At 33.6% G+C, this 26127-nt stretch carries 27 protein-coding genes; 14 read left to right on the top strand and 13 right to left on the bottom strand.

The genetic code is table 11. The features are described from left to right. The first annotated feature begins 35 nt into the window (after positions 1 to 35). Both H6X70_RS06060 and H6X70_RS06065 read left to right on the top strand, forming a co-directional pair. Positions 36 to 1451: an SDR family oxidoreductase gene (locus H6X70_RS06060; RefSeq protein ID WP_194766775.1), complete on the top strand. Its 1416-nt coding sequence runs from the start codon at positions 36 to 38 to the stop codon at positions 1449 to 1451. A 17-nt stretch (positions 1452 to 1468) separates the two neighbouring features. Next, on the top strand, positions 1469 to 2746 hold the full coding sequence (locus H6X70_RS06065; protein ID WP_194766776.1) for a cryptochrome/photolyase family protein: 1278 nt from the start codon (positions 1469 to 1471) through the stop codon (positions 2744 to 2746). A 131-nt stretch (positions 2747 to 2877) separates the two neighbouring features. Here the strand turns inward: H6X70_RS06065 and H6X70_RS06070 are convergent, their stop codons facing one another. The 8 genes from H6X70_RS06070 to H6X70_RS06105 form a co-directional block, all read right to left on the bottom strand. Next, positions 2878 to 3195 (bottom strand): type II toxin-antitoxin system RelE/ParE family toxin, encoded by a 318-nt coding sequence (locus tag H6X70_RS06070; protein ID WP_194766777.1) that lies wholly within the window; start codon positions 3193 to 3195, stop codon positions 2878 to 2880. Next, a complete protein-coding gene (locus tag H6X70_RS06075; protein WP_194766778.1) occupies positions 3195 to 3428 on the bottom strand; it encodes a hypothetical protein in 234 nt (77 codons plus the stop codon). The genes H6X70_RS06070 and H6X70_RS06075 overlap by 1 nt, the downstream gene beginning before the upstream one ends. 261 nt (positions 3429 to 3689) lie before the next feature. After that, positions 3690 to 4373, bottom strand: a complete 684-nt coding sequence (locus tag H6X70_RS06080) for a lycopene cyclase domain-containing protein (RefSeq protein WP_194766779.1) — start codon at positions 4371 to 4373, stop codon at positions 3690 to 3692. Then, positions 4373 to 4831 (bottom strand): sterol desaturase family protein, encoded by a 459-nt coding sequence (locus tag H6X70_RS06085; protein ID WP_194766780.1) that lies wholly within the window; start codon positions 4829 to 4831, stop codon positions 4373 to 4375. The genes H6X70_RS06080 and H6X70_RS06085 overlap by 1 nt, the downstream gene beginning before the upstream one ends. Beyond that, the gene (locus H6X70_RS06090) at positions 4831 to 5295 is read right to left on the bottom strand and encodes a hypothetical protein (RefSeq protein WP_194766781.1); all 465 of its coding nucleotides are present in this window, start codon (positions 5293 to 5295) and stop codon (positions 4831 to 4833) included. The genes H6X70_RS06085 and H6X70_RS06090 overlap by 1 nt, the downstream gene beginning before the upstream one ends. After that, positions 5285 to 6121, bottom strand: a complete 837-nt coding sequence (locus H6X70_RS06095) for a phytoene/squalene synthase family protein (protein ID WP_194766782.1) — start codon at positions 6119 to 6121, stop codon at positions 5285 to 5287. Before H6X70_RS06095 ends, H6X70_RS06090 begins: the two co-directional genes overlap by 11 nt. A 1-nt stretch (position 6122) precedes the next feature. Next, entirely contained in the window at positions 6123 to 7586 is a 1464-nt protein-coding gene (locus H6X70_RS06100; protein ID WP_194766783.1) for a phytoene desaturase family protein, read from the bottom strand. A 96-nt stretch (positions 7587 to 7682) separates the two neighbouring features. Further along, positions 7683 to 8711, bottom strand: a complete 1029-nt coding sequence (locus H6X70_RS06105; RefSeq protein ID WP_194766784.1) for a fasciclin domain-containing protein — start codon at positions 8709 to 8711, stop codon at positions 7683 to 7685. Between the two features lie 158 nt (positions 8712 to 8869). Between H6X70_RS06105 and H6X70_RS06110 the strand changes: the two genes are divergently transcribed. Continuing rightward, positions 8870 to 9748: a MerR family transcriptional regulator gene (locus tag H6X70_RS06110; RefSeq protein WP_194766785.1), complete on the top strand. Its 879-nt coding sequence runs from the start codon at positions 8870 to 8872 to the stop codon at positions 9746 to 9748. Between the two features lie 22 nt (positions 9749 to 9770). Here H6X70_RS06110 and H6X70_RS06115 read toward each other — a convergent pair whose 3' ends face one another. Next, positions 9771 to 11060, bottom strand: a complete 1290-nt coding sequence (locus H6X70_RS06115) for a DUF2254 domain-containing protein (protein WP_194766786.1) — start codon at positions 11058 to 11060, stop codon at positions 9771 to 9773. Positions 11061 to 11126: 66 nt separating this feature from the next. Continuing rightward, positions 11127 to 11576, bottom strand: a complete 450-nt coding sequence (locus H6X70_RS06120; RefSeq protein WP_194766787.1) for a hypothetical protein — start codon at positions 11574 to 11576, stop codon at positions 11127 to 11129. Positions 11577 to 11663: 87 nt separating this feature from the next. Between H6X70_RS06120 and rsgA the strand changes: the two genes are divergently transcribed. The 11 genes from rsgA (at position 11664) to H6X70_RS06175 (ending at position 23713) form a co-directional block, all read left to right on the top strand. Beyond that, a complete protein-coding gene (gene rsgA / locus H6X70_RS06125) occupies positions 11664 to 12614 on the top strand; it encodes a ribosome small subunit-dependent GTPase A (RefSeq protein WP_194766788.1) in 951 nt (316 codons plus the stop codon). A gap of 94 nt (positions 12615 to 12708) precedes the next feature. Continuing rightward, entirely contained in the window at positions 12709 to 13161 is a 453-nt protein-coding gene (dtd, locus tag H6X70_RS06130) for a D-aminoacyl-tRNA deacylase (protein WP_194766789.1), read from the top strand. Beyond that, positions 13161 to 13685: a metal-dependent hydrolase gene (locus tag H6X70_RS06135; protein ID WP_194766790.1), complete on the top strand. Its 525-nt coding sequence runs from the start codon at positions 13161 to 13163 to the stop codon at positions 13683 to 13685. The genes dtd and H6X70_RS06135 overlap by 1 nt, the downstream gene beginning before the upstream one ends. Before the next feature lie 74 nt (positions 13686 to 13759). After that, positions 13760 to 15673, top strand: a complete 1914-nt coding sequence (locus tag H6X70_RS06140; RefSeq protein ID WP_194766791.1) for a DUF3857 domain-containing transglutaminase family protein — start codon at positions 13760 to 13762, stop codon at positions 15671 to 15673. After that, complete coding sequence (locus H6X70_RS06145) at positions 15673 to 17682, top strand: DUF3857 domain-containing protein (RefSeq protein WP_194766792.1); 2010 nt, start codon at positions 15673 to 15675, stop codon at positions 17680 to 17682. The genes H6X70_RS06140 and H6X70_RS06145 overlap by 1 nt, the downstream gene beginning before the upstream one ends. Continuing rightward, positions 17682 to 18008, top strand: a complete 327-nt coding sequence (locus H6X70_RS06150; RefSeq protein WP_194766793.1) for a nucleotide pyrophosphohydrolase — start codon at positions 17682 to 17684, stop codon at positions 18006 to 18008. The genes H6X70_RS06145 and H6X70_RS06150 overlap by 1 nt, the downstream gene beginning before the upstream one ends. A gap of 27 nt (positions 18009 to 18035) precedes the next feature. Continuing rightward, entirely contained in the window at positions 18036 to 19259 is a 1224-nt protein-coding gene (locus tag H6X70_RS06155) for a 3-phosphoshikimate 1-carboxyvinyltransferase (RefSeq protein WP_194766794.1), read from the top strand. A gap of 78 nt (positions 19260 to 19337) precedes the next feature. Beyond that, positions 19338 to 20387 (top strand): tRNA preQ1(34) S-adenosylmethionine ribosyltransferase-isomerase QueA, encoded by a 1050-nt coding sequence (queA, locus tag H6X70_RS06160; RefSeq protein ID WP_194766795.1) that lies wholly within the window; start codon positions 19338 to 19340, stop codon positions 20385 to 20387. 559 nt (positions 20388 to 20946) lie between these two features. Then, entirely contained in the window at positions 20947 to 21987 is a 1041-nt protein-coding gene (gene rlmN, locus H6X70_RS06165) for a 23S rRNA (adenine(2503)-C(2))-methyltransferase RlmN (RefSeq protein WP_194766796.1), read from the top strand. A gap of 167 nt (positions 21988 to 22154) precedes the next feature. After that, positions 22155 to 23132: a polyprenyl synthetase family protein gene (locus H6X70_RS06170; protein ID WP_194766797.1), complete on the top strand. Its 978-nt coding sequence runs from the start codon at positions 22155 to 22157 to the stop codon at positions 23130 to 23132. 47 nt (positions 23133 to 23179) lie between these two features. Further along, positions 23180 to 23713 (top strand): hypothetical protein, encoded by a 534-nt coding sequence (locus H6X70_RS06175; RefSeq protein ID WP_194766798.1) that lies wholly within the window; start codon positions 23180 to 23182, stop codon positions 23711 to 23713. A gap of 67 nt (positions 23714 to 23780) precedes the next feature. On the opposite strand, the gene H6X70_RS06180 is transcribed toward H6X70_RS06175, so the two are convergent. Genes H6X70_RS06180 through H6X70_RS06190 form a run of 3 tightly spaced genes read right to left on the bottom strand, consistent with a single transcriptional unit; the run spans position 23781 to position 26118 of the window. Further along, complete coding sequence (locus H6X70_RS06180) at positions 23781 to 24167, bottom strand: STAS/SEC14 domain-containing protein (RefSeq protein ID WP_194766799.1); 387 nt, start codon at positions 24165 to 24167, stop codon at positions 23781 to 23783. A gap of 56 nt (positions 24168 to 24223) precedes the next feature. Then, positions 24224 to 25183: a transglutaminase domain-containing protein gene (locus H6X70_RS06185; protein ID WP_194766800.1), complete on the bottom strand. Its 960-nt coding sequence runs from the start codon at positions 25181 to 25183 to the stop codon at positions 24224 to 24226. 17 nt (positions 25184 to 25200) lie between these two features. Continuing rightward, positions 25201 to 26118, bottom strand: a complete 918-nt coding sequence (locus H6X70_RS06190; RefSeq protein ID WP_194766801.1) for an alpha-E domain-containing protein — start codon at positions 26116 to 26118, stop codon at positions 25201 to 25203. Positions 26119 to 26127: the final 9 nt, after the last annotated feature.

The raw sequence follows: 26127 nt of genomic DNA on the forward strand, positions 1-26127 counted from the left end.
TTGAGATGCTATCAACTTTATAATGATTCATTTTTATGAAGATTCTTTTAACAGGCGCAACAGGATATATTGGCAAACGCTTGCTTCCTGTGTTAGTTGCTCAGGGACATCATGTTGTTTGCTGTGTTAGGGATAAGAAAAGATTTAATCCTCCAAAATCGTTAGCTTTAAAATTAAGCATCATTACCTTAGATCTTCTAAAGGAAGCAACCTTAAATAATATTCCAAAAGATATTGATGCGGCTTATTATTTAGTGCATTCTATGTCGGCAGCTAAAAATTACGAAGCTTTAGAAAAAGAATCGGCTATAAACTTCACAAAAACCTTAGATAAAACATCTGTAAATCATGTTGTTTATTTAAGCGGTATAATTAACGATGATGATTTATCAGAACATTTAAGTTCAAGAAAAGCAGTAGAATTTGAGCTTCAAAAAGGGAAATGGCATTTAACTACTTTTCGCGCAGGTATTATTATTGGATCTGGAAGTGCTTCCTTTGAAATTATTAGAGATTTAGTTGAAAAACTTCCAGTTATGATTACGCCTAAATGGCTTAATACCAAATGCCAGCCTATAGGGATTACCGATGTTATTTCGTTTTTAAGTAAAACCCTTACTGTGCCTGAAACCTACGATAAGAATTTTGATATTGGCGGACCAGATGTTTTATCATACAAGAACATGCTCTTACAATTTGCAGAAATTCGTGGTTTGAAAAGACGAATTTGGATTGTACCTGTTATGACGCCTCGATTATCTTCATATTGGTTGTATTTTGTAACCTCAACGTCTTACCGCCTTGCTGTGGCTTTGGTTAATAGTATGAAAGTGGAAGTGATTTGTAGAAATCAGAATATTAATTCCATTTTAAATATTCAGCCAATATCTTATAAACAAGCACTTAATAAAGCCTTTAAAAAGATAGAATCTAACGAGATTGTTTCCAGTTGGAAAGACGCTTTAAGTAGTGGGGTGATGACTATTAATGTGTCCGATTTTATTCAAGTCCCTACGCATGGTTGTTTTTTAGATCATCGTGAAAAAATAATGACTAACCGAGAAGTTACCATTAATAGAATTTGGCGTATTGGAGGTGAAACAGGTTGGTATTATGGCGATAATTTATGGAAACTACGTGGTTTTATAGATAAGCTTTATGGAGGGGTTGGACTTCGTCGTGGACGCACCCATACCGATGCCCTTTACTCAGGAGATCCTCTAGATTTTTGGCGTGTTTTGTATGCGAATAAAGCCGAAGGACGCTTGCTTTTATTTGCCGAAATGAAACTTCCAGGCGATGCGTGGTTGGAGTTTAAAGTGGAGGGTAACAAACTTGTGCAAACAGCAACCTTTAGGCCTGTTGGATTGTCTGGTCGTTTGTATTGGTATAGTGTTTTGCCTTTTCACGGTTTTATTTTTAAAAACATGCTTAACAAACTAACAGCTTAATTTCAGGCTCAATTTATATGAAATATAACATTTTTTGGTTTAGACGTGATTTACGATTAACAGATAATATAGGTTTATTAGAAGCATTGAAGCATCAAGAAAAGCTGCTGCCTATTTTTATTTTTGATGAAGCTATTTTAAATGAATCACCTACAAACGATGCTCGTGTTACCTTTATTTACGAGCGCTTAAAGAGCATTAATTCTGAATTAAAAAAGCATAATTCGTCTTTACTTTGTTTAAAAGGAAATGTATTAAATATTTGGAAACAACTTACTGAAACGTATGCTATTGAAGCAGTTTATACAAATACAGATTACGAGCCTTATGCCAGAGAACGCGATGCTGAAATTAAAGCGTTTTTGAAAACCAAAAGTATAGCCTTTCATAGCTATAAAGATCAAGTAGTTTTTGAAGCTAACGATATTTTAAAACATGATGGTACGCCTTACACAGTATACACGCCTTATAAAAACAAATGGCTTGAACAATTTTCGGGAAATGAAGTGTCTTCGGAGTTGTCTTTTGAAAGCTTTCATGAGCATCAATTTGAGTTTCCTACTTTAGAAAGTATAGGTTTTAAATCCTCTAAAATTCAAGTGAAGCCCTTTAGTTTGAAAGAGGTTGCTAACTACAGTAAGTTTCGTGATTATCCGTCGCAGGATGTGGGCAGCTATTTAGGGCCGCATTTACGCTTTGGAACGATTAGTATTCGCGAGATTATTTCAGAATTAAAACCTGGAGATGCTACTTTTTTAAGTGAATTAATTTGGCGTGAATTTTTTATGCAGATTTTGTATCATTTTCCTAAAGTGGTACATCGTAACTTTAGAAGTAAGTACGATGGTATTGCATGGCGGAATAATGAAACTGAGTTTAAATTGTGGTGCGAAGGTAAAACAGGGTATCCCTTAGTTGATGCAGGTATGAGGCAATTAAACGAAACGGGTTATATGCATAACCGCGTGCGTATGGTTACCGCGAGTTTCTTGTGCAAACACTTACTAGTAAATTGGCAATGGGGTGAAGCTTATTTTGCTGAAAAATTGTTAGATTATGAATTGGCATCCAACAACGGAAACTGGCAATGGGCAGCAGGAACAGGTTGCGATGCGGCGCCCTATTTCCGAATATTCAATCCGATTACACAGCTTGAGAAATTTGATAAAAACCTAGACTACGTAAAACAATGGCTTCCTGACTACGACACAAAAGATTACCCAGAACCGATGATAGACCATAAAACTGCTAGGTTACGGGCTTTGGAGGTTTATAAAAAGGGGATTGGTAGTTGATAATTAACAATTAACAATTAACAATGTACAATGTGCAATGTGCAATGAAAAGTTAAAAAGAGCATGAATTTGGTGCGTAATTTTGTAATAAATTGTTTTTGAAGGGGGCTGTGAAGTAATATGAACTGGCTTTATTTAGTCCGTTTCATTTTAGGTGGGTTTTGTCGGGTGTCAAAAACATCGGCAATTTTTATAAATCCTTTTTTTTCGTCAACAGAGTAAATCAATTTATAATTTTTGAAAACCAAATAACGATAATGAACTTTTCTTTCCTTAAGTAATTCCTCCTCCTGCCCAATGAATGATGCTTTAATCAATTTTTCCGATTCTTCAATAATACCAGTAACAATTTTGGTGGCAACTTTTAAGCTTGCCTTTTTTTCATAATATTCAAAGATTTCGTCAAGTTGAGTTTCAGAAAAGCTAGACCAAATAATTTTAAAATTCATTATTTATATTTAGCTAAAAGCTCAGAACTCGTTTTAAACCGATTGTTCTTGAAATCCGATTCCGATTGGTCAATTCGTTTATTTAATTCCTCAATTGTCATTGGATTAAAAACCTTTTCTTCAGAAGTGATTTTTTCCTTTTTCAAGATGCTCTCAAGCTTGGAAATTACTTCCTCGCTTTGAAGTTTTAAGAATTCTTGAACAAATTGTATTTTTCGAGCTTCTATATTCATTTCGGTTTTCATTTTATCAAAGATACTAAATTATCAAATTCATGCTATGACTTTCTTGGATTAACGAATTTTTCAGCCTGTTGTAAAAGTTTGAATTAACAATTAACAATGTACAATGTGCAATAAAAAGTTAAAAAGTTAAAAAGAATCCTAATATATACTGAAACCTAAAATAGAATTTTTATTTTCCAATAACCAATAACCAATAACCAATAACCAATAACCAATAACCAATAACCAATAACCAATAACCAACTACCATCAATTAACCTTCGATTGAAAATATTGAAAGCCTTCAATGTTTAAAAAGATGAGTAGCAGACCGTAAATGCTGTCTTCAATCGGGATTGTGAAAATGCGTATGCTTAAGTTTTCTGCATTATTGTACCATACAATAGCTGCGTCTAAAAAAGATCCTGTTAGTAAGCCATTACTTAAAAAGAAAAAAGGTAAAATTAGAAAATAGCTGAGGTAATGAAAACTTAAATCGATTTGCTTCCATGACAAATAAATTAAATAGAAAGTAGTAAAGCCACAGGCTGTAACCGTGTACCATTTGTTGTAATTAAATAGTGCGAGTAGGCTAAATGTTAGAATACATAGTAGGGTTATATAACGCTGTGATTTTTCTAAATAAGATTTTTTAATTAGGTATTTTAATGCAAAAAAGGTGAAGACACAGGCGAAGGGAATGCATATAAAAAACAATACTTCTTCAATAGGTAAGTTTCCAAGATAAATTCCTGAAAGGTAATCAGGATTAAAACCCCAAACCCCCATTTTGGTAAAGAAGTAATCCCAAATCAAAAAAAACAGGGCAACAATAATATTTGCTTTAAAAAACGATTTCCATTGTTTGTAAAACGCATGTTTCGGATAAAAACTGGCTAAAAACGGAATAGTTATGCAAGCCAAATCGATAAGCAAATAGGTGTATGGCTTCATTACTTTTTATACTGTTTGTGGTATTTTTTTGGGACAAGCAACATTCCAAAACACTCGCCATCTTCTTTGTCTAAATGTTTGTGGTGAACTTTATGCGCTTTTCTTAACGCTATTAAATATTTGTTTTTTACATTTTTAAACCACTTAAAGCGCTGATGAATTAATACATCATGAACGAGAAAGTAAGCAATGCCGTAAAACAAAATACCTAAGCCAATAAAGAATAAAATATTAAGTTCTGGGTTTACTCCGAAATAGAATAAGGCTATACTAGGAATTGCGAAAATAACAAAAAACGCATCATTTTTCTCGAACACATGTGGGTATTTAGGCTCGTGATGATCGGCGTGTAAGTACCATAAAAATCCATGCATTACATATTTATGTGTTAACCATGTAATGGCTTCCATGACTAAAAAAGTTGCTATGGTAACTGCTATGTAAATTACGATATGCATTACTTATTGGTGTGTTTATAGATGTTTTGTTTCATTTTATTTTTATAATCTTCAGGAAGATTTGAGGCTTCAATATGAGCTTCAATAAACTGCTTATCTTCCAAAATTTCATTATTGTAATTTAAAAAACTTGGCGCATTAGTTTGCGTTAGTAGCCTAATATAGCGCCCTTCAATAGAATTAGGGTGTTTTAAAATAAAATCTTCAAGTAACGCTTTGCCTTCTTTAAAATACTTTAATTTTTTATGTGGCCAACTCGTAAATTCAGCTTGTCTCATGATTGTAGAAGCTAAATAAGGTTCTTTTTCAATACAATTTATAATTTCAATTTCATGTAAAAGTTCGGTTAATTGCGCTTCTGTTTTTACATTATGATAAGCCATTCGAATAGCATTCATGCCGTCGCAATTAATAAAAGGTTTTCCTAATATGACCATTGTAACTAATACGATTTTATATAACATTTAATTTATATCGGATATAGGCTTTGGTTAAAATAACAAGTTTTAAAGGATTCGAAATTCGAATGCGCTCATATAATAAACGCTTAGAATCCAATCGCTCTAATTTATGCAATAATTTTAAATAATACTTATAAGCCAAATAAACACCTAGTCGGCTTTCTATTGGTAATTGTACAATGCCTTTGTAGGCTTCGTTAAAATCCTGTTGAATGTCTTTAATAATATCTTCCTTTGCTACGTTACTTATTCCGTTTGTGTTTACATTTGGGAAATACGAACGCCCTAAAATTTCGGTATCATCTTTAATATCTCTTAAAAAGTTTACTTTTTGAAATGCTGATCCTAAAAACTGTGCAGACGTTTTTAAGTGATTAAATTGTGCTTCATCATTATTAACAAACACACGTAAACACATAAGTCCTACCACATCGGCAGACCCATAAATATAGTTTTTATAGGCTTCTTCCGTGTTGTAATCGGTCACGTTCAAATCGTATTCCATGCGTTTTAGAAAGTCTTCAACAAATTGTTGTAAATCATATTTTAAAACCACTTCCTGAAAAGCATTCAAAATAGGATTTAAACTTATTTTTCGTTCTAATGCTTTATGATAATCGGCAACAAATTCATGAAATAACTCCTCTTGATTATAAGCGTCAAACGAATCGACAATTTCATCTGCATAGCGTACAAATCCATATATGGCATATATTGCTGGACGAATAGAAGGTGAAAAAAGTTTAATGCCCCAGGAAAACGATGTGCTGTATTCTTGAGTTACTATTTTGCTACATTTTAAACTAGATGTGTCGAATAATGCTTTCATGTTATGCGTATTTTAAAATTAAATCGCTTACAATTTTCCCTGAAATTAAGGAAGGTGGCACGCCTGGACCTGGCACGGTTAATTGTCCGCAGAAATATAAATTATCAACTTTTTTACTTTTTAATTTTGGTCGTAACACATGGGTTTGTGTTAAGGTGTTTGCTAAACCATAGGCATTACCTTTATATGAGTTATAGTCATCTTTAAAATTATTAACGCAATATGATTCTTTAAATAGAATATGTTGTTTAACGTTTACGTCCACTGTTTTTTCCAGTCGATTAATTAATTTTTCAAAATACCGTTCACGTATTTCTGGTGTATCTTCTAAATCGGGTGCGATGGGTACTAAAAAAATCCCAGCTTCTTTTCCTTCAGGTGCTGCAACAGCATCTGTTTTACTTGGGAAACTGGCGTAAAACAAAGGTTTTTCGGGCCAGGTTTTAGTGTCGTAAATGGTTTCGGCATGGGTTTCAAAATCGGTGTCGAAAAACAAGGTGTGATGCGATACTTTTTCAATTTTTTTATTGAAGCCAACAAAGAATAATAAGGCTGAAGGCGCAAATGTTTTTTTATTCCAGTAGGCGTCAGAATATTGTCTGAAGCTTTCTGGAAGCAAGGTTTCTGTATGATGGTAATCGGCGCCACTTAACAGGATGTCACAATCGAAATCTTTAGTTTCAGTAGAAACTTTTTTTACTTGTTTATTTTCTAAATGTATTTTGGTAACTGCCCGATTGGTTTCAATTTTCACACCTAAACTCAAGGCTAAATCCTCAATTGCTTTAACCACTTCATACATGCCGCCCTGCGGATGCCAAGTGCCGAGTTTAAAATCAGCATAATTCATAAAATTGTAAAAAGACGGCGTGTTGCTAGGTTTTGCGCCCAAAAACAAAACAGGAAATTCTAATACTTTCTGAAGGTTTTTGTTTTTAACATAACGTGCCACTTGTTTTTTAATCGTGGTTAAAAAGCCATTTATTTTGGTAATGGTTTTTAAGTTCACAATTTCCATTAGGTTTTCCCCTGGGTTATACACCAAGTCTTTAATGGCGATGTTGTAATGCGATTCGGCATTATCCATAAATCCTTGTAATGCTTTGCTACTATTGGGTTCTATGCTTTCAAAAGTTGCTTTAATTTTTTCAAATTCATTTTCAATGCTAATCGATTCATTGGTGTCAAAATATATTTTATAGGCTGGATTTAGTTTGTCCAACGTATAAAAGTCGGAAGTTTTTGTGTTGAAATCATTAAAAAACGATTCAAAAACATCGGGCATCCAGTAAAATGTTGGACCAATATCGAAAACAAAACCATCTTTTTTTAATTGTCTGGCTCGCCCACCAATGCTGTCGTTTTTTTCTAAAATGGTCACATCAAAACCGGCTTTAGCTAAATAGCAACTCGCTGATAAAGACGAAAACCCCGAACCTATAATAACAACTTTTTTGTTTTGCATAATTTTCTTTGAGCTTGACTTAATAAACCGGCAACAAGTTAATTTACAATTTGTTGCCGGCTACACTACTAACCAACTAAGCTAACATTTTTTTTATTAATTTGGTAATAGTACACGGTCTATAACGTGCGCTACACCATTAGAAGCCATGACATCGGCCGCTAAGATATTGGCTTGCTCTCCTGTGGTATCTTCAATAACATAAGTATTTCCAGAAGCAATAACCTTAATATTATTTCCTGTAAAAGCGGTTTCTACCGAGGTTTCAGATAAATCAGTAGAATATATTGCAGAAGGAATGGCGTGATACAAAACAATGTTTCTTAATAAATCGATTTCTGCTTCTGTGTCAAAATCATCTAGACTATTATATTCATTTCCTAAAGCTTCAAGTAAAGCAACGAAAGCATCGTTTGTAGGTGCAAATACCGTGAAAGGCCCTGAGCTATTTAAAGTGTCAACTAAACCTGTTTTGATTACTGCCGCTTCAAGAATTGATAAATTGTCGTTTTCAACTACTAGTTCAACTAGAGTTTTAGCATTTAACATATCTAAAATTTCTTGTGGAAGTAATACTTTATTAATCACATGAACAACTCCGTTAGTAGCTAATATATCTGCTGTAGAAACCATAGCAGAGGCGTCTGTAGCGTCTTCAATGTAAACACCATTAGGTGTTAAATCGACCATTAGCTTTCCGCCTTGAACGGTTGATATTTCTTGGTTGTCGTTAAGCTGATTGGAAAATACGGCAGCCCCAGAAACAACATGATATTTTAATATGATAGCTAACATTTTTCTGCCTTCAGTGGTATCGAAATCATCTAAACTGTCATATCCGTCTAATTGCGATAAAAGGCTATTAAAAGCATCGTTTGTAGGTGCAAAAACTGTGAAAGGTCCTGTGCTGCTTAGTGTGCCTATTAAATCGCTATCTGTTTCTTTATCTGCTACAGTTAAAGCAGCAACTAAACTGCTTAAGCTATCGGCACCCTGTGCTGTTTCAACGATATTTTTTGTTGGTAATGGGTTAATAGGGGTAGAATTATCATCGTCATTACTACAAGATACTATGAGAAGAAGTATGCTAAATATCGATACTAAAAATTTTACTTGTGTTTTCATGTCTATTTTTTTACTGTTAAACTTATACAAAACTATAAATATTATTTTATTTGTCCAACTTATTTTTAATATAATTAGACAAAATAATTTTAATCTGTTAATTTTATTCTTTAAATAAAGGATATTTTTGTTTAACTTTGCTGTATAAATACTTAGACATGAGTAACTATTCAATGGCTCACATTGTGGCTTTAACAGGCATAAAATCGCATACTTTAAGAAAATGGGAGAGTCGTTACGACTTTTTAAAACCCAAACGCACCGAAACAAACATTCGTTATTATACCGATGAGCAACTAAAAAAATTGTTGAACATTTGTATTCTTACACGCAACGGTATAAGAATTTCTCAGATAAATAAATTAACTGATGAGGATATTCGTGTCAAGGTAACTGAGATTTTATTAGAAGGCACTTCGGAAGATGAAATAAGCGCTTTAATATTAAGTACCCTCTCTCTTAATGAAGATGAATTTGATAAAGTAATTAATGCTCAAATTTTAAAAACAGGCTTAATTTCAACCATTACGGGGCTTATTTATCCTTTTTTAGCTCAAGTTGGTGTGCTTTGGGGGGTTAATAAAGTGATGCCAGCTCAGGAACATTTTATTTCGAATTTGATTAGACAAAAAATATTTTCTGCTATAGAGCTTTTGCCTAAACCATTGCCAAATGCACCCAAAGCCGTAATGTTTTTACCTGAAAACGAAGACCATGAAATTGGCTTGTTGTTAGCGTCGTTTATTGCACAAAAACTAGGTTGGCGAGTGTATTATCTTGGGCAAAATGTGCCTAACGAAAATATTAAAATGGTGACTGAAATTACAAATCCAGATTTGTTGGTTACCATGTTTATAACTCAAGATTCAAAAACAATTGAAAGCAGGTTAGCAAGTCTTATTCAAGATGTAAATTTACCCATAGCGCTTTCTGGTTATATTGAAAAGCCAGAAAATTTAAAATCTTTATCTGCTCAAGTTCATTATTTAAGTAAACCCGAGGAGTTTATTCCTTTGTTAAATGGGTTAAGCGCATAATTTACAGGTTTTTTTAATGGTTCTATTTCCGTTTTTCAATCATAGAACGCATACGCTGTTTGTCTAACAAACTCGAGCAGTTTTTTTCAAAATCGGATAGTGTTGCTTCTATTTCTTTTTGAATAACCATGCGGTTTTCCAGAGATATGTTTGGGTTTTTTTCTAAAAATTGTAAAACTTGAATTAATTCATAAATTACAGAAGAATCATTTTTAGAATAATAGCGTATGGGCTGAATTAGTAAACGCATCAATTCATCGGCACATACATTATTTCTATAGATGGTTAAATTTTTGTCTTTTATAACTTCCGAAGTGGCATCGGCATATTCTAAGGATGTATGTAATAGTCGTCCTAGTTTTATTAAAGCATCAATAGCTGTTCCAGGATCGTTAATTCCTGGCGACATGGCTTTAACCGCAATTTCCATTAATTTAATCATACCGCCAATGCCTTTTTCTCCTTCATGTCTGTCGGTAGAAATATATAATGAAAAGAGGAGGTTTTTTACGGTGTCGTCGCTTAATTTGTTTTTAGATTTAATAATGGGGTCGCCTTCCCAAACATGTTCATTCATATAGGGAATAACAGCAATCTCTAAAGTGGGTTGGTCTGCATCGTTATCAAATAGAGCTGTATCAAACGCTCTGAAATAGCCTGTTTTTTCATTGTTAATGGTGTGCCAATCTTCGTGCTTAATAGATTTTATAAGTTTTTTAGTTTCTTTTTGATGCTCTAATTCCTGGCGGATATATTGGTTACTTTTTTTGTGAATTTTATCAATAATATTATGAATTTGAACCGCTGTAGAGATGTTGTGAATAAAGTAAACAAACAATGCGGTGCAAAAAACACCAAATAATGCAGCGAGCATGGCAGATAATCCCAGGGAATTTGTGTCTACGCCATTTGCGCCTAAGGCAATTAAAATTAGAATGCAATAAAGCAGGGTTCCAATATAAATGCCTAGAATTATTTGGTGTTTTTTGTTAGAAATTAAACTGGGTAAAAGTCTTGGCGAAAAATTGCTAGACGCTTGGTTTAAAACGACCATGACCATCGTGAAACTAAAAACAGTAAGCGATAAAATTCCACCAATTAAGGTTGATAAAATAGATCGTGCTGTTTCATAATCGTTAATAAAAAGGAAGGGAATGCTTTTTTTTAGGGAGCTAATAAGCTCTAAATTTTCTAAACGGATTGAAGCATAGGTTAATATAATAAATAGAAAACTGATTAAAACAGGATAAAAAGCAATGCTCTGTAAAATTTTATTATAGCTGCTTTTAATGAGTTTTAAAATGGTTTTCATAAATATTTATAACATTTCCAATTGAAACTACAAGGTAGCAAACACTTTCTGTTTTACCTATACCAATTACTTATTCCTCTTAAAAAGGTAGCGTGTTATAAAAATTCCTTGTCCGTCATCTCTACCAGAATCACTTTCAACAGCGCTTGTAACAAAAGCCAATTCCCAGCCTTCAGCAACCATGTCGTTAATTTTAGATGCGATTACAGCATCATTAGCAGCGATGTTTTGAAAACGAATGCCCGCAATGTTATAAAAGTTTAAAAGTTTTGTTTCGTCGTAATCTTTAACGCGAATGTCGCTACGATTTGATTTATTACGCTTGTTGTTGTCTTCAGTTTGAGTACTGGTATATTCTTTAAAGTCCTTGTCTTCATTAGCACTAATTATTCTAGAACGCCCTAATCCGCTAGGAACAATAGATTCTACACTAGTAACTACTTTGTACTCTACTTGCGCGGTTGTTTCGGTAAAAGAGAATAAAGCAATCGTTAACGCAAATAATAATTTTTTCATGTTGTAATCGTATTTTTAAAGTTATGAGTCGAATATAATATTTTTCTTAAATTGAAAAGTTGTTAATTTGTATAATAATTATTTTTAATGACAGGACAAGTATATAAATCTACAGGAAGCTGGTACACGGTAAAAAATGAATTAGGACATGTTTACGAATGTCGTATAAAAGGTAAATTCCGTTTAAAAGGCATAAAAAGTACAAACCCTATTGCGGTTGGTGATTTGGTAGATTTTGAACTTGAAACCGATAATAATCAAGAGTCTGGAGTTATTTATAACATCCATGACCGACGTAATTATATTGTTAGAAAATCGGTAAACCTCTCCAAACAAACCCATATTATTGCGGCAAATTTGGATCAGGTTTTTTTAATGATTACTATAAATAACCCGCCAACTTTAACCAGTTTTATAGACCGCTTTTTAGTAACTGCCGAAGCCTATTCGGTAAAAACCGTTTTATTATTTAATAAAATTGATGTTTACGATGAAGATACGCTAAATGAAGTACGCTATTTAGCACATGTGTACCGAAAAATAGGGTATGAGTGCATTGGTGTTTCCGCGGTTACCGGAAAAAATATTGATAAGGTTAAAGCACTCATGAAGGATAAAGTGAGTATGTTTTCTGGACATTCTGGTGTTGGAAAATCAACGCTTGTAAACAGTATCGAGCCTGGATTAAACATAAAAACAAAAGCCATTTCTACCCAACACATGCAGGGGCAGCATACCACAACATTTGCAGAAATGTTCGATTTAAGTTTTGGAGCCAAAATTATAGATACTCCAGGCATTAAAGGTTTTGGCGTGGTTGATATGGATAAAGAAGAAATTGGCGACTATTTTCCTGAAATATTCAAACTAAAACAAGATTGTAAATTTAATAATTGTCTTCATGTTAAAGAACCCCATTGTGCGGTGAAAAAAGCTTTAGAAGATGAAGAGATAGAATACACCCGTTACCGCAGTTATTTGCAAATTATTGAAGGGGAAGATGAACATTACAGAACCGATATTTGGGATAATCAATAGTCAATCTTTCAACAATCAATTCAAAGTTGCAGTGTTCAGTTTAATTAATATAAAAACTTCAAAAAATAATTAGCTCCCGTTAAGAATTTAAAAAATGAAAATTGTTATACAACGCGTTTCAAAAGCCAGTGTCACTATTGAAGGTGAAAAAGTAGCAAACATCAATCAAGGATTTTTAATTCTATTAGGCATTGTTGCCGATGATACTTTAGATGACATTAAATGGCTAACAAACAAAATTGTAAATCTTCGTGTTTTTGAAGATGATGACGGCGTGATGAACACATCTATAAAAGATGCTAATGGCGATGTTATTGCGGTAAGTCAATTTACTTTACACGCTTCAACCAAAAAAGGAAACCGCCCGAGTTATATTAAAGCTGCAAAACCAGATATAGCCATTCCTATGTATGAAACTTTTGTAAAACAACTCACAATCGATTTAGGCAAAACCGTGCAAACAGGGCAGTTTGGTGCCGATATGAAAGTTGAATTGATAAACGATGGTCCTGTAACAATAATTATCGATTCTAAAAACAAAGAATAATGGCTTCTATTTTTGGTCACGGCGTTGTTGGGTATGGCATCACTAAATTAATAGACAACAACGATTTGAAATGGTTGCTTTTGGCTGCTGTTTTTTCAACCATACTTCCCGATTTAGATGTGCTGGCTTTTCATTTTGGTATTCCTTACGAGCATGCTTTAGGGCATCGTGGCTTTACACATTCCATACTATTTGCATTTATTTGGTCACTTTTTTTAATGTTGACTTTAGGGCGGAAAAATAAAACCATTTGGATTTTTGTTATTTTTTTATCCACACTATCTCACGGCCTTTTAGATGCGATGACCACAGGTGGTAAAGGCGTTGGTTTCTTTATTCCTTTTGATAATAGTCGTTATTTCTTCCCTTGTCGTCCTATTAAAGTTTCCCCTATTGGTGTAGAGCGTTTTTTCTCAGAATGGGGTTTAAAAGTGCTTTTCAGCGAATTTAAGTACATAGTTGTTCCTGTTTTTCTTATATTGGCAGCACGAAAATTATTAAGAAACCATCTCTCAAAAAAGTAGCATTAATTTTTTTCAATAATAAGCTGTAATAAACTAACCATTTATTACTTAAGCTAACACACTAACACCCAAATATGAACTTTAAATTTTGTGTGAATATTTATGTTCTATTCACAACAATGTTAGTTTTTGGACAAGAAAACTTGCATCAAGTTAATACAATTCCACCTGAGCTTCTCGAAAAGTCTAATGCTGTAATTCGTTTAAACGAGGTGACTTACAATATGGAGTCGGTTCAAAAAATGCACGTTCAAGGCAAGCGTATCATAACCATTTTAAATGCACATGGCGACAAGCATATTGATGCGTTTATGCATTATGATGGCAACATCAAAATCAAGGATTTAAAAGTTTTGGTATACGATGCTCATGGCAACCTAATCGACAAAATAAAAGAAAGCGATTTTAAGGATGTGAGCGCTGTAAGTGGAGGTACTTTGTATTCCGATTCTCGGGTTAAATATTTGTCGCATACTGCTATTAATTACCCGTACACTATTGAGTTTATTTATGATTTTACCGATGAAAATACCGCATTTATTAGGTCGTTTGTTCCTGTAAACGATTTTTTAGTAAGTGTTGAAAAAAGCAGTTATACGGTAAATTATCCTCGCGATATAACCATTAAAACTAAAGAGAAGAATTTTGATGATTTTAATTTAGAAAAGGAGGAAGTCGAAGGGATAATTCATTTTGAAGTTAAAAATATTAAGGCTTTTAAAGATGAAGCTTACAGTCCTGAATTTTTCGATATGGCTCCAATGGTTTTAGTTACTTCAACCGAATTTCAATTGGAAGGCGTACAAACAAAAGTTGAAACTTGGAACGACTTTGGGAACTGGATGTACCACGATTTAATTAAAGACACACACGATTTGTCTGAAGCTACAAAAGCTAAAATTAAGGCTTTGGTAAAAGATGAGCCTAACGATTACTCGAAAGCAAAAAAAATATACGAATACGTTCAAAATAAAACCCGTTACATAGGGGTGCAAGTTGGTATTGGTGGCTGGAAACCTTTTAATGCCTCAGAAGTTGATGCTTTGGGCTATGGCGATTGTAAAGGTTTAACCAATTATACTTTGGCGCTGTTACAAGCTGCGGGAATTAAATCTAATTATACAGTGGTTTATGCAAAAGCTTCGCAACGTAGTTTTGAAAACGATTTTGTTTCCATGCAGGGCAACCATGTTATACTTAATATTCCTATGGAAAATGAAGATGTTTGGTTAGAATGTACCAGTCAAAAACTTCCCTTCGGATTTATTGGCGATTTTACAGACGATAGAGATGTGTTGGTCATTTCCCCCGAAGGTGCCGAAATAAAACACACCAAGAAATATACGGTTGAAGACAATTTACAAACCATAAAAGCCAACTATGTGGTTTCAAATGAAGGTGCTATAGATGTAAATATTCATGTTGTTTCTGAAGGGATTCAATACGATGATAAATATATGTTAGAAACCGAAACCGAACGCGATTTAGACAAAGCTTATAAAGAACGTTGGGGGTATATTAATCGAATTTCAATTGATGAGATGCATATTGAAAACAATAAAACCGATGTGCAGTTTATTGAAAACATTCATTTTCAGGCAGGAAATTATGCTAAAAAAATAGGCGATAGAATGTTACTAACTCTAAATACAGTAAACAGAAATACGCATATTCCAGACAGATACAGAAATCGAATCTGGCCACTAAAAGTAAAAAGAGGTTTTAAAGATGTAGATGAAATAGAAATAAAATGGCCTGCAGAGTATAAAATTGAAGCCATGCCTAAAGCCATAACCATAGAAAACAAATTTGGAAGTTATAAAACAGCCATTGAGACCATAGATGAAAACACATTAATTTATAAACGTGAATTTATAATTAAAGATGGCGCCTTTCCAAAGGAAGATTATGATGCATTTAGAAATTTTCACAAGGAAGTTTCAAAACAAGATAATGCCAAAGTAGCACTAATTAAAACCAATCTATAATGAGAATTTCAGTAATTTTATTAACCCTATTAGTATCAATAACAACCTTTGCACAGGATTACGATTTTGGTAAAGTTTCAAAAGAAGAATTAGAAGAAACGGTAAATCCCATAGATTCTTCAGCATCTGCCGCTTATTTGTATAAATTTAGAAAAACGTATTTTCAGTATGTAAAAGAAAAAGGTTTCCAAGTTGTTACCGAAGTTCACGAGCGTATTAAAATTTACAACCAAGAAGGCTTTGAGTATGCTACAAAAACAGTTAATCTATATAAAAATGGAAACGATAAAGAAGATTTAAAAAATATTAAAGCCTATACTTACAATTTGGTTGATGGTGAAGTAGAAAAGGAAAAACTTGATAAAAAAGCTATTTTTAAACTCGAACAATCAAAATACAGAGATCAAGAAAAATTCACTCTACCTAATATTAAAAATGGCTGTATTGTAGAATATAAATATAGAGTTGATTCTCCTTATATTTCGAATATAGACGATTATATCTTTCAAGAAGAAATACCAATTAAAAAGCTGGAAGCCGAATTTGAAGCTCCAGAATATTTTGTATACAAGCAAAATGTTAGAGGTTACTTGCCTATAACACCTATAAAAGAAACTAGAAATGATAAAATTACTTTTACCAATATGGTTAGAAGTTCAGGAGGTATGTCGGCAACTACAAGCTCATTTCAATCTCAAGATGTTAATTTTGTAAAAAATAGGTCGTCATATAATCTTTCTAATATTCCAGCATTAAAAGAGGAGGCTTATGTGAATAATATTAATAATTACCGTTCTTCAGTAAAATATGAGCTTTCTTATACGAAGTATCCAGATTCCCCTATGGATTATTATTCGACAACTTGGGAGGCTGTGGTTAAAAATATTTATGAAAACCCAAGTTTTGGAAGTGAATTGGATAAAAAAGGCTATTATGAAGACGATATTGATGCTTTAATTGGTTCTATTTCAGATCCTGTACAACGTGCTTACTTGATTTTTAATTTTGTAAAAACTAGGATGAAATGGAATAGTTACCACAGTTATTACACCAACGAAGGAGTAAAAAGAGCCTATAAAGATCAGGTAGGTAACGTTGCCGAAATTAATTTAATGCTAACCTCTATGCTGCGTCATGCAGGATTAAGAGCCTATCCTGTATTGGTGAGTACTAGAAATAATGGTGTGCCTTTATTTCCAACCCGAGAAGGTTATAATTACGTGGTAAGTTGTGTGCGTTTTCCAGAGGGCGATATGTTGTTAGATGCTACAAATAAATATGCAATGCCTAATGTCTTGCCAGAGAAAGCATTAAATTGGCAAGGGCGAATTATTTCAGAGCATGGCGGCTCGGAGTTGATAGATTTATACCCTAAAAAGAAATCGTTGAACAGTGTTTTTATGATGGTTAATTTACATGAAGACGGAAATCTTGAAGGCGCATACAGAAGTATAAAAACCAACCATAATGCGTTAGCGTTTAGAGATAAGTATATTGATTATAATAAGGAAGAATATTTAGAAAAGTTAGAAAATAAATATGATGGCATGGAGGTTTCAGAGTATGAAGTTAAAGATCCATTAGATTTATCAAAACCCATCACCGAGTCTTATAAATTTGTAAAAGAAAGTCAAGCCGACATCATCGGAGACAAAATGTATTTTTCGCCGCTATTCTTCTTAAGAGCCAGCGAAAATCCATTTAAATTAGAAGAGCGAGCCTACCCAGTCGATTTTAGCTATCCACAAGTTACTAAATTCCGCATTCAAATCGATTTGCCAGAAGGTTATAAAGTTGAAAGTATTCCTGAGTCAGGGGCGTTTAAAATGCCTGATAATTTAGGGGTTTTTAAGTATAATTTATCAGTTCAGGATAATAAAGTGCAGCTCATGGTAAATTCAGATATAAACGAATCTATTATAACGCCTGCTTATTATGCCGCGTTAAAAGCGTATTTTAGCCAACTCGTAGAAAAACAAGGAGAACAAATCGTTTTAAGTAGAATTTAATGGATATAAAAAACGCACAACTAGCAGTAGACGAATGGATAAACGAACACGGTGTTCGTTATTTTAATGAGTTAACCAATATGGCTCAGCTTACCGAAGAGGTAGGGGAGGTAGCCAGAATTATTGCCAGACGCTACGGTGAGCAAAGTGAAAAAGAAAGTGATAAGGATAAAGATTTAGGTGAAGAATTAGCCGATGTCTTATTTGTTGTTTTATGTTTGGCTAATCAAACGGGAGTCGATTTACAAAAAGCATTCGATACCAGAATGTACAAGAAAGGAAAACGAGATCACGATAGGCATCATAATAACGAAAAATTAAAGTAAATTTGCCACTTCTTTAAAAAGAAATTTATGCACTTTACACTTCAAAAATCTAAAATAGCAAAACAATCATCCATTCAAATCACCGGTTCTAAAAGTGAATCGAACCGATTGTTATTGCTTCAAGCTTTATATCCAGAGTTTAAACTGGAAAATGTTTCAAATTCAGACGATAGTAACATAATGACCAGCGCTTTAAGTTCATCAGAAGAACTAGTTGATATCCATCACGCTGGAACAGCCATGCGTTTCTTAACGGCTTATTTTTCAATTCAAGAAGGTCGAGAAACCCTATTAACAGGTTCTAAAAGAATGACAGAGCGTCCTATTAAAATATTGGTAGAAGCTTTAAAAATTTTAGGCGCTGAAATTAGTTATGTACAAGATGAAGGTTTTCCGCCTATAAAAATCACAGGAAAAAAACTCCTAAAAAATAAAGTATCCTTAAACGCCAATGTGAGTAGTCAGTACATTTCTGCACTATTATTAATTGGGTCTAAGTTAGAAAACGGGGTGGAATTAACCTTAGAAGGCGAAATTACTTCAATCCCTTATATTAAAATGACTCTAGCCTTATTAGACGAAATAGGCGTAGAATCATCGTTTGAAGGGAATATTATTTCAGTAAAACCTAACACCAAAACTTTAACGCCAAAAACTTTAACGGTCGAGTCCGATTGGTCCTCTGCATCATACTATTTCAGTATTGTAGCATTAAGTGATATTGGAACAGAAGTAACCATTTCATCGTATAAGGAAAATTCATTACAAGGTGATTCGGCCTTAATCGAGATCTATAAAAATTTCGGTGTTTCGGCAACTTTTAATGGAAACGCTTTAACCATAAAAAAAGAACGAGAAGACGATGGTCGTTTGCATTTAGATTTGCGAAACGCACCAGATATCGCTCAAACCATTGCCGTATCTTGTTTTGCTTTAGGCATGCCATGTTATTTAACAGGTTTGCATACCTTAAAAATTAAAGAAACCGATCGCTTGGTGGCCTTAAAAACCGAAATCGAAAAGTTAGGAGGCGAAGTTAGAATTACCGACGATTCCTTGCATTTAAAGGGTTCATGCGAAATAAACAGTATGGTTTCTATAGCCACTTATAACGATCATAGAATGGCCATGGCCTTTGCGCCTTTGGCTTTAAATGTGCCTATTATTATTGAAGACGCCATGGTGGTTTCAAAGTCTTATCCAACATTTTGGGACGATTTAAAAACCCTAGGTTTCGAAATAACAAAATAATAATCACGTATTTACTTGACAACGCCTAGTCGCAGATTGTATATTTGCGGTTCTCATATAAAATAACAAAGAACGCTTATGAAATTATCAAACTTTGGTTTTGATTTACCTGATGAATTATTAGCAGAATATCCAGCAGAAAATAGAGATGAATCTCGTTTAATGGTTTTAAATAGAAAAGAGCAAACCATTGAACATAAAATGTTTAAAGATTTAATCGACTATTTTAATGAAGACGATGTTTTAATTTTAAATAACACTAAAGTTTTTCCAGCCAGATTATATGGTAACAAAGAAAAAACGGGTGCTAGAATTGAAGTTTTCTTATTAAGAGAGCTAAACGAAGAACAACGCCTTTGGGATGTTTTGGTAGATCCTGCACGTAAAATTAGAATTGGAAACAAACTTTATTTTGGCGACGACGATACTCTAGTTGCAGAGGTTATCGATAATACCACTTCAAGAGGTCGAACTTTACGTTTTTTATATGACGGGTCGTACAGAGAATTCCGTTTAAAATTAAACGAACTTGGCGAAACACCACTTCCTAAATACATTAAAAGAGAAGTACAACCAGAAGATGAAGAGCGTTACCAAACCATTTTTGCTAAAAATGAAGGTGCTGTAGCGGCTCCAACTGCGGGACTTCACTTTTCAAAACACCTATTAAAGCGTTTAGAAATTAAAGGTGTTAATTTCGCAGAAGTTACTTTACACGTTGGTTTAGGAACTTTTAATCCAGTTGAGGTTGAAGATTTATCGAAACACAAAATGGACAGCGAAGAGCTTAAAATCGATGAGAAAGCTGTTAGTATCGTAAATAAAGGTATCGATGAAAAACGTCGTGTTTGTGCCGTTGGTACTACCGCGATGCGAGCTATCGAAAGTGCTGTTTCTTCAAACGGTAGATTAAACGAGATTGATGGATGGACTAATAAATTTATTTTCCCTCCTTACGATTTTAGTATCGCCAACAGTATGATTACAAACTTTCATACGCCAAAATCGACATTGTTAATGATGGTGTCGGCTTTTGCAGGTCACGATTTTATGAAACGTGCTTACGATGAAGCTGTAAAAGAAGGATACAAATTCTATAGTTATGGTGATGCGATGTTAATCATCTAATAACAAAATATTTTAAACATTAAGCCTCTTTTTTAAGGGGCTTTTTTTGTGCCTATTAATTTCTGTTTTAATGATTTGGGCATTACCCAAGGGGCGGGCTTTATTCACTGTTTTCTATATTAAATTAAAGAGCTCCAGCAAGGCCTCAATCCCTGCCCGCCGGCAGGCAGGCCTAATGCGAAACACTGCTTCAATTTATATGCATTTGTAATCTTCGAGAAACACACCCCTTAGTCCCCTCTTTCTAGAGGGGAAACTCATGCATAACAGTTTCCCTCCTAAAAAGGAGGGATTAAGGGAGGTGTTTTTTGGTTTTCATCTAAAGAATAAGAGATGATGTTTTTTTGCAGTTTTAATTGATTAGGTTTTTGTGAATTCATGTTATGTTTTTAATAATGAGCAAACTTTTCGCAAACACACCCCTTAGTCCCCTCTTTCTAGAGGGGAAACTCAGGCACAACAGTTTTCCTCCTAATAAGGAGGGATTAAGGAAGGTGTTCAATACTTTCCATCCATATACAATCAAGTAGGTTTTAATTTTCACTATTTTTGCAGCACTATGGCAACAGGAAAAAAAGACATACGCGCATTAACTAAGGAGCAACTTCGAGAATTCTTTGTAAAAGAAGGCGATAAAGCCTTTCGTGGCAATCAAGTTTACGAGTGGCTTTGGCAAAAAGCAGCACATACTTTTGAGGATATGACCAATATTTCAAAAGAAACGCGAGACATGCTAAAAGCTAATTTTGTAATCAATCATATAAAAGTTGATAATCTACAACGTAGTAGTGATGGCACCGTAAAAAATGCGGTACGCTTGCATGATGGTTTAATCGTGGAGTCGGTTTTAATTCCAACAGCAACCCGAACAACGGCCTGTGTTTCTAGTCAAGTGGGTTGTAGTTTAGACTGTAAGTTCTGTGCCACCGCACGTTTAAAACGCATGCGAAATCTTAATCCCGATGAAATTTACGATCAGGTTGTAGCGATTGATAACGAAAGCCGTTTGTATCATAACCGCCCTTTAAGTAACATCGTTTTTATGGGTATGGGTGAGCCGCTCATGAATTACAATAACGTCATTAAAGCTATCGATAAAATAACTTCCGATGAAGGTTTAGGAATGTCGCCAAAACGTATCACGGTTTCTACTTCAGGCGTGCCAAAAATGATTAAAAAAATGGCCGATGATGGCGTTAAATTTAATTTAGCCGTATCCCTGCATTCGGCAATCGATGAGGTAAGAACCGCCATCATGCCTTTTAATGAAACCTTTCCATTACAAGATTTACGCGAAGCTTTAGAGTATTGGTATTTAAAAACAAAACGTAAAATAAGCTACGAATATGTGGTTTGGAACGGGATAAACGACACCCAAAAAGACATCGATGCCTTCGTGAAATTTTGTAAATACGTGCCTTGTAAAGTCAATATTATAGAATACAATCCTATTGACGATGGTGAGTTTCAGCAAGCCACGAATCAGGCATTAGAAAATTATATTCATACCCTTGAAAAAAATAGAATTGTCGTAAATGTACGTCGCAGTCGTGGTAAGGATATCGACGCTGCATGCGGCCAATTAGCAAATAAATCTTAAACTAATTTCAGTTTTGTTAAGCGAATCGAAGGTCTGTTCGAGTAATTTTCAGTAGAAAATGGCATCGAGAACGCGTTTTAAAGCATAAAAATTTTACTCAAAAAGCACAATAGTCATAAAATATTTATTTTCTATAACTTATATTTGAATCATCATAACTCCGACATTTGAAAATAGTAGAGCAAATTAAACAACCTATAGCCTTTGAAATGGATCTTTTCGAACAAAAGTTCCTATTGTCAATGTCTAGTAAAGTGGCTTTACTTAACCGAATTACCACTTATATTGTAAACCGAAAAGGGAAGCAAATGCGCCCCATGTTCGTGTTTTTAGTGGCTAAAATGGTTTCAAACGGCGAAGTTAGCGAGCGTACTTATCGAGGCGCATCGGTTATAGAGCTTATTCACACCGCAACTTTAGTACACGATGATGTAGTAGACGATAGTAATCGTCGTCGCGGATTCTTCTCTGTAAATGCCCTTTGGAAAAATAAAATAGCCGTTTTAATTGGCGATTTTTTACTTTCAAAAGGTTTGTTGTTATCCATCGATAATAATGATTTTGATTTATTAAAAATCATATCCATCGCCGTTAGAGAAATGAGCGAAGGCGAGTTACTTCAAATTGAAAAAGCCCGAAAACTAGATATCACCGAAGACGTTTATTACGAAATTATTCGCCAAAAAACAGCCACTTTAATAGCGGCTTGTTGTAGTTTGGGTGCCGCTTCAGTAAAACCAGAATCGGTTCACGTAGAAACCATGCGTAAATTTGGTGAGCTTATAGGTATGGCTTTTCAAATTAAAGATGATTTGTTCGATTATGGCGATGCGCAAATAGGCAAACCAACAGGCATTGATATTAAGGAGCAAAAAATGACTTTACCCTTAATTTATGTCTTAAATCACGCTTCGAAATCAGATAAAAAATGGTTGATAAATTCCATAAAAAACCATAACAAAGACAGTAAGCGCGTTAAAGAAGTCATCACTTTTGTAAAAGATCAAGGTGGTTTAGATTATGCCGTTACCAAAATGAAAGCATTCCAAGAAGAAGCACTTCAACTTTTAAGTACTTACCCAAATTCTAAATTCAAAGATTCCTTAGAACTTATGGTCAATTATGTAATTGACAGGAAGAAGTAGGGGTGTTTGTTGTTTAGATACAACCATACAACTTAAAACTAACCAAAATGACTGAATGTAAAAATTGTAAAACAGAAAGAATAGAATCTGAAGAATTTTGTGATTTGTGTAACTATCCTATTAAAGGAACTGAAAAAGAGCAAGCAGCCTTTATCGCAAAGCAAATTATGCAAAAAAGTGATGTGTTACAATCTATTGAACGCCTAAAAAAATCAAGAAACATTCTTTTTTTATTAGGAGCATTTAATATAATAGTGCCTTTCTTGCCAATATTTAAAATATCAACCACTTTTGAATATGTATTTAGTATTTCACTTGGACTCATATTAGTAGGTTTTGGTTTTTTAACGTTTAAGAAACCAAAAATTGCCCTTTTTATACCGCTTAGTCTATTTATTATCTATTATGTTATTTTGTTCTTAATTAATCCTATTTATCTTTTTTCAGGAATGATATGGAAGATGATAATTATTATGGGATTAGGCTACGGATATTTAAGCGTAAAGAAATCTGATAAAATTTTAAAGGAAAATACATATTTAGCTTCTGTTTTAGGATTTGTGAAAATAGAAAATCAATAAAATAACCTATAGAAGAACGGTACGCAATGTATGCTGATTTAAGCTTGGAATTACTCTAGCAATCAACTCATTCCCCTCCATTAACAAAAGCTAAAGCTTCAGCCATTTCGGTTTTATCAAAATAATGTTCCATTCGGCCTTCATCAGCATTTTTGAAAAATAAATTATCAACAGGCACTAAAGCTTTCAGTAAGTTAGAATCGGCTACAATGGCAAGATGGCCAATGTGTTTGTAGTTTTTTAAAGCAAAAACACTGTCTTCCATAAAAGCTTTAATACTTGTGTGGCTAAGTTTCATTTCGTCTAGTTTTACTAAAATATGAACTTGTTTAGAGCCGTCATCGACTTTTTCTTTGAAGAATTTCTGGCATAACTTTTCGTCGGTTTCAGTAAAACCATCAATCACTTCTATGGCAAGCACATTTTTTCCTGAAGTTATAATTTGTTCAATCATAATGTTTTTTCTTAAAGATAAGATTTTTCAAAAAAAAGACATCCATCAACTTTTAATTATTGTTGCTGCTGTTGTTGGTGATTTGATGTTCGTGGTCTTTCAAGACTTTGTCTGTAGCTATTTTGGTTTTTCGTATAGGTTGCATCGTTATTCGAAAAAGGGTCGGTGTTTTTAGTTGTATTTATTTCTACTTTTACTATTAAATCTTCTTCAACATTGCCTTTGTAAATGCCTTTTACAGGCGTGCAATCTTTGTAATTTCGCCCAACCGAGAGGCGTACATGAAATTCATTAGCAATAAGGTTATTAGTAGGGTCTAATCCAATCCAGCCATAGAACGGGATATAAACTTCTACCCATGCATGTGTAGCACCTTCTCCTCTTGAGGCAGATTCATTAGGGCAAATATAGCCACTTACGTAACGCGCAGGAATGCCTAACATTCTAACAAGTTGAAGTAATAAAATTGTAAAATCTTGACAAACACCTGCTTTTAATTCCCAAACATCATTAAGGTTAGAATCTACATTAGTGATGCCTTTAATGTATTTAAAATGGTTAAAAACATAATCGGAAAGGGCTACAGTGGCTTTAAATGGTGTTAAATTAAAGAGGGCTTTGTTTTTTATGAGTTCTAAAATTTCAGCAGATCCATTAAACGGTTTGTGTTTTAAATAATCTATAAACAACGGATTTGTATGAAGTTGTTTTAAAGCTTCCCATTGTTCTAGAGCTGGCATCGTATCTTCTGGATTTGATTTTTGAGATGTTCTGACTTCAATTTCAGAAATAATAGAGAGTTGCCTATGTGGTTCAATTATCATAATGGTAGCAACGGTATTCCCAAATGAATCTTTACGAGATTCAATCTTAGGATTATTCGTGATACTTAAAGTATGTGATGAAATACTTTGAAATTCATCTTGAACAGGATGTAGCATCATTTGGTTAGCAGCATCGAAAACCAAATCACTATAATTGTACTGAGTTGTATGTTTGATATAAAATTTTGGCATGTTCTTGATTAATTAATTTATGAAAAATATATTTTATTTAAGCTTAATGAAATGTCACTAATGTCTTTTTTTATTTCATTTATAAAGTGGTCAAGGCCTTGTTTGTTAATACTTTCAATAGAAGTGTATTTAATTATGCTCTCTAATTTCCCTAAAGAAAATTCAATATTTTGTTTGTCTAATTGCCCGCCTTCTATCAATTTTAAAACACTAATATTTAATTTGTTTACACAATAATATAGGGACCGTGGAAATAATTTTTCTTGAAAAACCATAGAAATAACATGGTCTTCTTTAAATGTTGATTTATATTTTTTTACGTAAAGTTGATAACCACCAATAGAAAATAATAGGTTTTTCCAATAAAAACTCTGTTCAAGTTGATCTGTTGTTTTTGCAATTTCAGTCAGTTTAATAGTTGTAAAATCTGAAACTAAAATCATCCGTTCAAGATACTTTCCGATATTAAGAAAATAGTAGGGTGCGCCACGTTCTTGGGTAACATCTATAGTCCCATAATACATTAAATGAAAGTTTTTTAAGCTATCAAGAAATTCAATAGGGTCTTCGCTTTGTAGTTTTTCACGTAGCCCTTTTTTGGTTAAAAAGAGGTAGTAATTATTAACGCAAATCCATAATTCTCTAGAAATATGTTCTTGTACACCTCGAGCATTTTCTCTGGCTCTGCTAACAATATTTAGAATAGAGTTTGAATTATCGGTGTTAAAAATCATAAAATCAAGACATTCTACGGTGTTTTCGGTAAAAAATGTATTGTTATAATCGGCATAATTTTTTATAATGGGTGTCCAAGGAAACAGTTCTGATGAGTCTTGATTGGCATAAAAGTTTACTTTAAGCAAGCTTAATATGCCATTGCCGCGTTCCATATAGCGTTCTAACCAAATTAAATTATTTGCAACTCTACTAAGCATATTTTATTT

It is taken from the genome of Tamlana sp. I1, from assembly GCF_015355625.1.
GTDB lineage: Bacteria > Bacteroidota > Bacteroidia > Flavobacteriales > Flavobacteriaceae > Pseudotamlana.